The 9,858-nt window shown below is 46.5% G+C and carries 9 protein-coding genes; 3 read left to right on the forward strand and 6 right to left on the reverse strand.

Annotated features, from left to right (window positions below):
- Positions 1–99: 99 nt before the first annotated feature.
- A complete protein-coding gene (ttcA, locus tag AC4GL5_RS17895) occupies positions 100–942 on the reverse strand; it encodes a tRNA 2-thiocytidine(32) synthetase TtcA (RefSeq protein WP_490384168.1) in 843 nt (280 codons plus the stop codon).
- A gap of 192 nt (positions 943–1,134) precedes the next feature.
- On the opposite strand from ttcA, the gene AC4GL5_RS17900 reads away from it, so the two are divergent.
- The 3 genes from AC4GL5_RS17900 (at position 1,135) to AC4GL5_RS17910 (ending at position 3,979) form a co-directional block, all read left to right on the forward strand.
- Complete coding sequence (locus AC4GL5_RS17900) at positions 1,135–1,737, forward strand: DNA-J related domain-containing protein (protein ID WP_490384169.1); 603 nt, start codon at positions 1,135–1,137, stop codon at positions 1,735–1,737.
- Positions 1,734–2,810 (forward strand): polysaccharide deacetylase family protein, encoded by a 1,077-nt coding sequence (locus AC4GL5_RS17905; protein WP_490384170.1) that lies wholly within the window; start codon positions 1,734–1,736, stop codon positions 2,808–2,810. The genes AC4GL5_RS17900 and AC4GL5_RS17905 overlap by 4 nt, the downstream gene beginning before the upstream one ends.
- Positions 2,811–3,025: 215 nt before the next feature.
- A complete protein-coding gene (locus AC4GL5_RS17910) occupies positions 3,026–3,979 on the forward strand; it encodes a glutathione S-transferase family protein (RefSeq protein WP_490384171.1) in 954 nt (317 codons plus the stop codon).
- Positions 3,980–4,114: 135 nt separating this feature from the next.
- On the opposite strand, the gene AC4GL5_RS17915 is transcribed toward AC4GL5_RS17910, so the two are convergent.
- The 5 genes from AC4GL5_RS17915 to AC4GL5_RS17935 all read right to left on the reverse strand — a co-directional run bounded on the left by AC4GL5_RS17915 (position 4,115) and on the right by AC4GL5_RS17935 (position 9,473).
- Complete coding sequence (locus tag AC4GL5_RS17915; RefSeq protein ID WP_490384172.1) at positions 4,115–4,738, reverse strand: 3'-5' exonuclease; 624 nt, start codon at positions 4,736–4,738, stop codon at positions 4,115–4,117.
- Between the two features lie 37 nt (positions 4,739–4,775).
- The gene (locus AC4GL5_RS17920; protein WP_490384173.1) at positions 4,776–6,611 is read right to left on the reverse strand and encodes a DUF294 nucleotidyltransferase-like domain-containing protein; all 1,836 of its coding nucleotides are present in this window, start codon (positions 6,609–6,611) and stop codon (positions 4,776–4,778) included.
- Positions 6,612–6,801: 190 nt separating this feature from the next.
- Positions 6,802–7,308: a hypothetical protein gene (locus AC4GL5_RS17925; RefSeq protein WP_490384174.1), complete on the reverse strand. Its 507-nt coding sequence runs from the start codon at positions 7,306–7,308 to the stop codon at positions 6,802–6,804.
- 101 nt (positions 7,309–7,409) lie between these two features.
- Positions 7,410–9,206 carry a sodium:solute symporter family protein gene (locus AC4GL5_RS17930; RefSeq protein WP_490384175.1) on the reverse strand — a complete coding sequence of 599 codons (1,797 nt, stop codon included), beginning with the start codon at positions 9,204–9,206 and terminating at the stop codon, positions 7,410–7,412.
- A 6-nt stretch (positions 9,207–9,212) separates the two neighbouring features.
- On the reverse strand, positions 9,213–9,473 hold the full coding sequence (locus AC4GL5_RS17935) for a DUF4212 domain-containing protein (protein ID WP_490384176.1): 261 nt from the start codon (positions 9,471–9,473) through the stop codon (positions 9,213–9,215).
- Positions 9,474–9,858 lie beyond the last annotated feature (385 nt).

The raw sequence follows: 9,858 nt of genomic DNA on the forward strand, positions 1-9,858 counted from the left end.
CTCTCTTAAAAAACAAACCCCGATCAAAAATAACCGGGGTTCGTCAGCAGTCTGAGAGCCCAGGCTCTCTTTTTTTATTAAGATCTTCCAAAAAATACGCTATCCGGCATCAACAATATCAATACGCTGAGCCATCATCTTGAGCTGCTTCTGCTCAAGATTTTTAAAATCGAAGAGCTCAGTATCCCCCAACTGAGAAGGAGCAACATTCTGCATCGCACGGAACATCGTATCCAAACGGCCCGGATGCTGATTTTCCCAGCTTTGCAGCATCTCCTTAACGACCTGACGCTGTAAGCCGTCCTGAGAACCACACAGATTGCACGGAATAATCGGAAATTCTTTTAGTTCAGAGAAGGCCTCGATATCTTTTTCCACGCAATAAGCCAGAGGACGGATGACAATATTTTTACCATCATCACTCAGTAATTTGGGTGGCATCGCTTTCAAAGTCCCTCCATAGAACATATTCAGAAACAGCGTTTCCAGCATATCATCCCGATGGTGACCCAAAGCAATTTTAGTCGCGCCAATTTCTTCAGCAAAACCGTACAGGGACCCACGACGAAGACGCGAACAAAGCGCGCAGGTCGTTTTACCTTCAGGAACCTTCTCCTGAACAATACTGTAAGTATCACGCTCAAGAATGTGATACTCCACGCAGATAGAAGCCAGGTAAGCTGGCAATACATGTTCAGGAAAACCAGGCTGCTTCTGATCCAGATTCACGGCTACCAGGTCAAACTTGACCGGGGCACTCTTCTGCAGGCTCATCAGGATATCCAGCATGGTGTAAGAGTCCTTACCGCCAGACAAACAGACCATCACCTTATCGCCTTCCTGGATCATGTTGTAGTCGGCAATCGCCTGTCCGACATGACGGCGCAAACGCTTCTGCAGCTTGTTAAACTCGCGTTTTTCTTTCGGTAATAGTTCCTGCATGGGGTCTCCTGAGGCGTGGTAAAACTGAGGGGGTCTTTTACCCAAAATCAGCGGACTTGTAAACTCGAAGCAATGATAAAAAAGCACAAAAATGACAACACTTTGATGTTTAAAGCGTTTATGATGAGCTTTGATTTTATACGCTCGGAAAGGTCCTTCCCGAAAAACTATGGATGACAGGTAAGGCGTTAGATGAACACTCTGCAGAGATCCCGTCTGCTGGATACGATTCAGCTGGTTCTTGAAGCTCACCCACAGGGCCTGAATGAACATGCCCTGATCAAAGCTCTGGGAGAAACCGGCGTTATTGAAGTAACACCGGCTACCTTCTCCGATACCATGACGCTGTTCCGAACCCATTTTCTGGTCTACAACGCACTCTATGAGCTAAAAGATGAGCTGATTAAAAAGGCTCACTGGATTATGGAGATCTCAGCGGTCAATATTCAGCTCCACCCCTACGAGTTTGGTCACGACCTTCTCGAAGAAAAAGACCCAATGAGAGACTACTACCTCGATCTGACAGCTCTTCAGGAAACCACTGAAGATGAGCTGGATGATATGTTGCGCAACTTCTGGAAGAAGATCGATATCGAAGAGGAGAAGCAGGTCAAACGGGGCCTGAGCCAACGCGCACTGGAATGTCTTGAACTGAGCGAACCCATTACCTTTGCAGAAATTAAACAACGCTATCGTAAACTGGCGATGCAGCATCACCCGGATCGGGGCGGCGACCCTTCAAGAATTCAGGAGATTAACGAAGCGATGGCGATTCTAAAGGCAGCTTTCCAATGAGAAAACTCACTACTCTGACCTCAATTTTGTTTGCAGGCCTGCTTGCAATACAGGTTCCCTTCAGTTTCGCGGCAAAGCACGCCGTAGTCCTTCAGTATCAACATATCAGTGACCGGACACCGCCCAGCAAAAGCGCCACAGAGCAGGAATTCCTCCAACATCTGCGCTATCTGGAAAATAACGGCTTTACTGTCTGGCCACTGCAAAAAATTGTTGATCGCCTAAAGCGTAAGCAAACTATCCCCGATAAAGTCGTGGCAATCACATTTGATCATGCCTATATCAGTGTTTATCAGAATGCCCTGAAACACCTTTCTGACCGAAAAATGCCCTTCACCGTTTTTGTAGCGGCAGCCCCCGTCATGAAGGAACACCCACTCTATATGAGCTGGAAGCAACTGCGAGAGGTTCAGAAAGCAGGTGGGACAATCGGTAGCATGGGAATCACTGCAAGCAATCTTGCCAAGGGCTTACCTGACGAACGCCCGGAACAACGCCAGGCTCGCATTGCCAAGGAGATCGATCTGAATCAAGCGGCACTTAAAAAGTTTCTCGGCGTATCACCTAAGCTCTTTGCTTATGAAGAGGGCCAGGCAGACGAGATCGCCCGCAAGGTAATACGCACCAAAGGCTTGGTTGCTTTTGGTGCTCATCAGGGTCCGGTTAGCCGCTATACCCGCCTGGATTATCTGCCTCGTTTTATCGCTACAGGCTATGCCAGCAATATCAACAATCTCTCCGTTAAGCTCACCAGCCTGCCACTGCCCGTACGTAAGGTAAAAGCCCAGCCGACTATTTTAGCGGCCGATAATAAGCGACCTCAGGCTGAGGTTGAGCTTCTTTCAGGCAGCTATCAATTGAGCGGACTGCGTTGTAAAAATGGCGATGGGCTCCCCGTTGATACCTATGTGAGCAACGAAGAGGGTAAACGGCCTGTCTTTATGATGCAGAGTGAACTAGGCGAAAAAGTCGGCCCCGTTGAATACACCTGTCTTGCTCCCCATGACAAGTCCACACGATTTTACTGGTTCTCTCATACCTGGATTCTGCCAAATCAGAAAGGCTACTGGTAATCCTGTCATCAAACCAAAAAGAAACCGGGGCCAGTCTCCGGTTTCTTTTTATCGGCAGCCCTGCTTTCTGTGGCTCATCATTACAAACGGCTTAGTGTCGATCTCAGCCGATTGCCTTTCGACTTAATCGATAGAAAACCCCTCTTTCTTATGCTTTTTATTCTCAGATAAACAATTACCCTATATTTGTCATTCGAGATTAGAAGAGGTTAATCATGGGATTATTGGTTGAAGGGCAATGGCAGGATAAATGGTACGACACCAAAAAAAGTGGCGGCCGCTTTGTTCGGGAAGATGCTCGATTCCGCCACCAACTGGGGGATAAACAACATCCGGCTGAGGCCAGCCGTTACCATCTGTATATCTCTCATGCCTGCCCATGGGCTCATCGCAGCATGATTGTCCGTCACCTCAAGGGATTGGAAGAACTCATCCCTTTTACCGCTGTATCGCCGGATATGTTGGAGAATGGCTGGGTCTATGACACACCGGAACCCAACTATGGTTATGAGTTTCATCACCAACTTTATACACACGCCAAAAAAGATTACAGCGGTCGAGTAACCGTACCTGTGCTATGGGACCTCAAGCAGGAGACTATCGTTAATAACGAGTCTTCTGAAATTATTCGACTGCTCAACAGCGCTTTTAACACGATAACCAATAACCATATCGATCTTTACCCTGAACACCTAAGAGCTGAGATCGACCAGTGGAACGAACTGATCTATCCGAATGTCAACAATGGCGTCTATCGGTGCGGTTTTGCCACCACGCAACAAGCATATGAAGAAGCTTTTAATCCCCTATTTGAAACACTTGATAAAATTGAAAAACAGTTAGAAAAAACATCTTACCTAACTGGTGAGTACCTGACAGAAGCCGATATTCGTCTTTTTACAACCCTGATCCGCTTTGACCCAGTTTACGTTGGCCATTTCAAATGCAATCTTCGCAGGATTGCTGACTACACCAATCTTTGGGACTACACCAAGTCGATTTACCAGTTTAAAGAGATTCGAGAAACCGTACATTTTGATCAGATTAAACGCCATTACTATTTCAGCCATGGGAATATTAACCCGACTCAGATAGTTCCCGCAGGTCCGGATCTTTCCTCTCTGGACGCTCCGGTTCAGCGACCGGCGCCCAAGCTCTATCAGCCATGACTCAACCAAGGGTACTTGCCTGACCAAACAAAAAAGGCCTGCAATATTTATTGCAGGCCAACTCTACAGAGTAGCACTTATCTAACGGGGAACCTGATGCCGTTGCCGGCCGAATCCTTCTCTTTAAAGACCGGTTTAACTGGTGGGAACCGGACCTTTCAACAAACGCACATACATCAGCGCTGTCGTGATTGCGTCGCCCAAGGCACTATGACGCTGCCCGACCATAGGTACGCCCAGCTTCTCAGCAATTTTTTCGAAATGCAGGTCTGGCTGAAGCTCAGGATTAGCCCGCTTAACCTTTGTCAGATAGCGATGAGATAGCTCAATGGTTTTATTGGGCAAACTAAAACCAAAACGAGGGCGGATAAAACGATTCAGCACCGTAATGTCATAATCGATGTAATAACCCATAATCGGACGATTACCGATAAATTTTAGTAACTGCTCCAAAGCATCAGGCAGCACTTCACCACCACGCAGATCAACACCTCGGATACGGTGAACCTTGATAGAGTCTCCAGTCAGGCTTTCAGGCTTCTGAAGCTTGATATCCAGCTTGTCACTGGTCAGGACCTGAGTACCTTTGATTTTGACTGCGGCGATAGAAACCAACTCTGCTTTTTGCGGATCAAGATCCGTCATTTCACAATCCAGAGCGATGACTTCATCACCATCATAAGGCTCAAACATAGATGCATATTCACCATCTTTATGAGCCCATTTATCGGTAGCACTTATTATTGTTTTTAAAACCATGTTGCTTACCCCATACGACGATTTTTAAAATTTGTTCTTATCTTTCGAGATGGTAGCGGTGTGACATTCTCGACTTAAACTCTTTGACCATATGCAGCGCTTCCCGGAGAAGATCCCGGTCCAGCTTATTCAGCCCCACAGCACTAACCATATTACTTTCACCCGGGGCCGCTTCACCTGTCTCAACTTTTAGCTGTTGCTGCAGCCTTAAAGTGCTTAATACCGCCAGTGCTTCAGCAAGGTCATCAGCGAACTTACGCTTCATCACACCCTTTTCAACCAATGCTTCAATCCGCTGAAAGGTATTGGTCTCTTTAATCTTAAATTGCAGTGCCATGGTACGAATACCATGCACAATCGGGAAAATACCGCCCTTCTTAATATCCATGCCATCTGAATTTTTCAGCCCACCAAAAAAAGTCAACGGCGTGCTGAAACGGCGCAGCGGCATAGCAAAATAAGAATAGAAGACTTCATTGCCTTCAAGTGTTTTAAACAGCTTATCCCGCAGATTGTTAAATAATCGGGCATCTCCGGCCACCGCATGGGCGTCCACAAAGATAGCCAAATTCATCAGTCCCGTGCCCTCAACGGAGCTCGACCAGAGATTTAAGGTCTTACGCCACTCAGACTCACGCATGACCCAATCTGGATTGGATACCATAATATTGCCCGGGCAAAGCGGATAACCAAAGTCCAATAGTGTATTGGTGAATTTCTCCATTACCTTGCTGCATTCATCCCATTCGAGATCATCAGCAATAATCAGAGCGTTATCCTGATCCGTTTTCAGAACCTGTTCTCCACGCCCTTCGCTACCCATCACCAGCAGACAGGTCTTTTTCCGTATCTCTTCAGGGACAAGTTGTTCGTATGCCTTCGCAATAATCCGACCATTCAGTGCTGCCAGAAGATCCATTGCAAAGCGAACTTTAACCCCTTGAGCAACCAGTCCATTGATCAGCTCAGTCGTCCCTTTTGCCGCACGAGCCAATTCATCAAGATTACCGGCACGTTCAATTTGCAGGCCGATAACATGAGACTGACTCGAGAAGAAACTAAGAACATCTGTCAGTTCGACTAAACCGGCCAGCTGGTTATGATCAAAAACAACAATTCGCTGAATTTTATGCCGGGTCATTAAAACCAGTGCATTGAAAAGGAAATCATCGGTCTGAACCGTCAGCAGGTCGTAACTGGCAAGATCACAAATATCGCTCTCAAGGCCCATATCCTGTAGGACAACCCCTTCAAGCAGGTCCGTGCGGGTAACCATGCCATATTGGCTTCCTTTCTGAACCAAGAGGCAATCCGAATGCTGTTCGCGCATCGTTCTTGTGGCTTCAAGAATCGTTGTGCCTGACTGAAGAATAACAGCTTCACGTAGAACCGAACTGCCAACCTTAGCCAGCATAAAAGAGGACATATCCCCACTACCGAGCTTTTCGCTACGTCGCTTTTCCAGCAACCGCGCTTTTTCGGCCAGGGTATTCTGAAAATAAGCTGCAAAAGCCTCATTAGCTTCGAGTAAGTTCAAAAAAACTTCTTTCGGTAATAGCCAGGCAATGGTTTCTTCCAAAGCCTTGAAGGTATAACGACTGGAACCATTAATAATACTGATCGCCCCGAAGAGATCCTCATGGGCATATTCACGTATAACGCCATCATCCGGGTCTGTCTCTTTAGCCTGCATGTCCAGTTCAACAACCGCACCTTTCAGAACGACATACACAGACTCTGCCACCTGGCCAGCATCAATAATAACTTCACTTTCACCGAAGTATCCGATATCCAGACGTGACACCAAGGTTTGCTGCTCTTCCGGGCTAAGCAGATCAAACGGAGGATGAGAGAGATCAAACTCATTGCTCATAGATTTTTGTCCTTATTATCAGAGCCAAGAATTCTGTAAGCGGAGAGACCAAGCAGAGGATACATTCGCCAGTACCGTAGGCCTGCCAGCTTAGATTCAGTAATTTTTTGTTATTAACCGAATCTAGCAGACCCACCGGTCAGCTGTAAGCCTGACTTTAGTATCAGGCTTTAGGAGGGAAAAATAATGCTTAACGACAAACCTGAAGTAGTAGCTCGTTATCCTGAGAAAGAACCTGTCGCTTCTCCAGATCCAAGGCCCTGTCTTCATTCATGGGCAAAAGATCACGAGTGTCACAATTAAGAACATAACCCTGAGCTTTCACACGGTCTACATGTTGTTTTTCAAAACGATAAAGCATGAACTCAGAAATTATTTGGTTATCAATAGAGCGACTCTGAACACTGGCAGTATCCAAAATAGTAAAAGCTGTTGTCATCGGAATCATAAATGTCCATGGGCGCCAGAGACTACCCGGTGCTTCCGAAGCAACAACAACCGAGTTCTCAGGCAAACTCGCTTTCTTATGGTCAAACCAATCATATTCTGTGCTGATTTGATAAGAGAGCATGCCCACACCAGCAAAAACAGGAATAATCCATTTAGGTAAACGCTGACCACTGATTTTTCGCAAAAACAGAGCGATACCTGCGCAGGCAATACCTACAATAAATGCAGCAATTAAATGCCAAATCATAAAACCCTTCCCTTCAAATAAGTCGGGCTTCCTGTAGTAGGAAGCCCGCTTTGCTTTCTTATACCACCGCAGATTGTAAACCTGCTCGGCTTGAAGAGCTATTAGTGATCAATCGCCTCACCAGCACCTTTAGGGAAACGTACACTTTCTACCATTTCCTGAATTTCAGCAGGTGGTTTCTCAGTAGCACCAGAAACGATGAAGGCTGTTGCAAAGTTGATCACTGCACCGATTGCACCGAAGGACAGAGGGGAGATACCCATGATCCAATGCTCAGCAGTGTCAGGCAGAGTGTTAGTACCTGGGATGAACAACCAACCTTTATAGGTAAAGATGTAAACCAGAGTAGTAATCAAACCAGCCAGCATACCTGCAACCGCACCTTTGTTATTCATGGTTACGGAGAAGATACCCATCATCAGAACAGGGAAGATAGAAGCTGCAGCGATACCAAATGCCAGTGCTACAGTCTGCGCTGCAAAGCCAGGAGGGTTAAGACCCAACCAGGTTGCGACCAGAATAGCAGCTGCCATGGAGATACGAGCGGCCAGCATTTCACCTTTTTCAGTGATGTTTGGATTAATGGTTTTCTTGATCAAATCGTGACTGATTGCAGCAGAGATAGCCAGCAGAAGACCCGCAGCTGTTGACAGTGCAGCAGCAATACCACCTGCAGCGATCAGACCAATAACCCAACCCGGAAGCTGTGCAATCTCAGGGTTAGCCAGTACCAGAATATCGTTGTTTACGCTCAGCTCACTACCTTTCCAGCCACGAGCTTCAGCAGTGTCGTTGAAGGCTGCGTTTTTATCATTGTAGAACTGAATACGACCATCGTTATTCTTATCTTCAAACTTGATCAAACCTGTTTCTTCCCAAGTCTTCATCCACTCAGGGCGCTCAGAGAACAGGATTGGATTTTTCATCGCAGAATCATAGTTCTCGGAAGCGGCTGCAGCTTCAGGATAAACGGTAGTGATCAGGTTCAGACGAGCCATAGAAGCAACTGCAGGAGCTGTCAGGTACAGCAGAGCGATAAAGATCAGCGCCCAACCCGCAGACCAACGTGCATCAGCAACTTTAGGTACAGTGAAGAAACGGATAATTACGTGTGGCAGACCCGCAGTACCAAACATCAGAGACAGAGTAAACAGAACCATGTTCAGTTTATTGTCTACATCAGCGGTGTAGCTGCTGAAGCCCAACTCAGTAACAACAGTGTTCAGTTTTTCCAGAAGCGGCACACCAGATTCAACGTGAGTACCGAACATACCAAACATTGGCAGAGGGTTCCCCGTCAACTGCATCGCAATGAAGATCGCTGGAATGGTGTAAGCAATAATCAGTACAACGTACTGAGCTACCTGAGTATAGGTAATGCCTTTCATACCACCGAATACGGCGTACAGGAACACGATCAGAGCCGCAATCCAGATACCGGCATCGTTGGAAACTTCCAGGAAGCGGGAGAATGCAACACCAGCACCACTCATCTGACCGATTACGTAAGTAACCGAAGCAACAATCAGACAGATAACAGCCAGTGTACGGGCCGTATTACTGTAGAAGCGGTCACCAATGAAATCAGGAACAGTGAACTTACCAAACTTACGCAGGTAAGGAGCCAGCAGCATCGCCAGCAGTACGTAACCACCGGTCCAACCCATCAGGAAGGATGATGCGAAATAACCTTTAGAGGCCAGAAGACCAGCCATGGAGATAAATGATGCAGCAGACATCCAGTCAGCCGCTGTTGCCATGCCGTTAGCAACAGGATGTACACCACCACCTGCTACATAGAACTCTTTCGTTGAACCCGCACGGGCCCAGATGGCGATACCGATGTAGAGCGCAAAAGATGCCCCTACAAACAGAATATTGATCGCAAATTGACTCATGCTTCCTTACTCCCCAAGGCCATATTTTTCATCAAGTTTGTTCATCTTCCAGGCATAGTGGAAAATGATACCGATAAACGAAATGATAGAACCCTGTTGGGCAAACCAGAAACCTAAGTCCGTACCGCCAACAGGAATACCTGCCAGCAATGGACGCAGAAGAATTGCAAACCCATAGGAAACCAAAGCCCATACAATCAGACTTCCGAAGATCAGGCGAAGATTCGCCGACCAGTATTCAGCAGCATTGCTTTTACTATCTGCCATAGTGATGCTCTCCGTTTATTGTTATTAAGAGTTCAGGATAAAGCCTGAGCAATCATGAGAGGCCAGCGACAGGTATTGGTCGACGACACTCAATTGTCATCTTTTAGCGACCGATACAAGTCTTTCGCTTTGCCTTCACTTTATTGTTATTAATAATCCTGTTTTCAGGCCTGATTGATTTTCAAAAATATCCCTTCCGATGTAATCCCCGACATTAGTAGTAGAGTTGATACCCTCGGGTCACAAAAAGAAAAAAATCAATAAAAAACAGATAGATAGACTTTTATTTCGATAACCCGGAGGCTCTTTTTTTTTACCGTCTACTATAAAGGGGCGGTTGCAGACTCTGAGCGCAACACGCTATTGCACTGATGTGACGGCATTA

The organism is Oceanospirillum sp. (assembly GCF_982874595.1).

Coding starts and splice junctions, on each gene's coding strand:
- AC4GL5_RS17925 (WP_490384174.1), bottom strand. CDS start 7,308: ATGATTTGGCATTTAATTGCTGCATTTATTGTAGGTATTGCCTGCGCA.
- AC4GL5_RS17905 (WP_490384170.1), top strand. CDS start 1,734: ATGAGAAAACTCACTACTCTGACCTCAATTTTGTTTGCAGGCCTGCTT.
- AC4GL5_RS17930 (WP_490384175.1), bottom strand. CDS start 9,206: ATGAGTCAATTTGCGATCAATATTCTGTTTGTAGGGGCATCTTTTGCG.
- ttcA (WP_490384168.1), bottom strand. CDS start 942: ATGCAGGAACTATTACCGAAAGAAAAACGCGAGTTTAACAAGCTGCAG.
- AC4GL5_RS17910 (WP_490384171.1), top strand. CDS start 3,026: ATGGGATTATTGGTTGAAGGGCAATGGCAGGATAAATGGTACGACACC.
- AC4GL5_RS17900 (WP_490384169.1), top strand. CDS start 1,135: ATGAACACTCTGCAGAGATCCCGTCTGCTGGATACGATTCAGCTGGTT.
- AC4GL5_RS17935 (WP_490384176.1), bottom strand. CDS start 9,473: ATGGCAGATAGTAAAAGCAATGCTGCTGAATACTGGTCGGCGAATCTT.
- AC4GL5_RS17915 (WP_490384172.1), bottom strand. CDS start 4,738: ATGGTTTTAAAAACAATAATAAGTGCTACCGATAAATGGGCTCATAAA.
- AC4GL5_RS17920 (WP_490384173.1), bottom strand. CDS start 6,611: ATGAGCAATGAGTTTGATCTCTCTCATCCTCCGTTTGATCTGCTTAGC.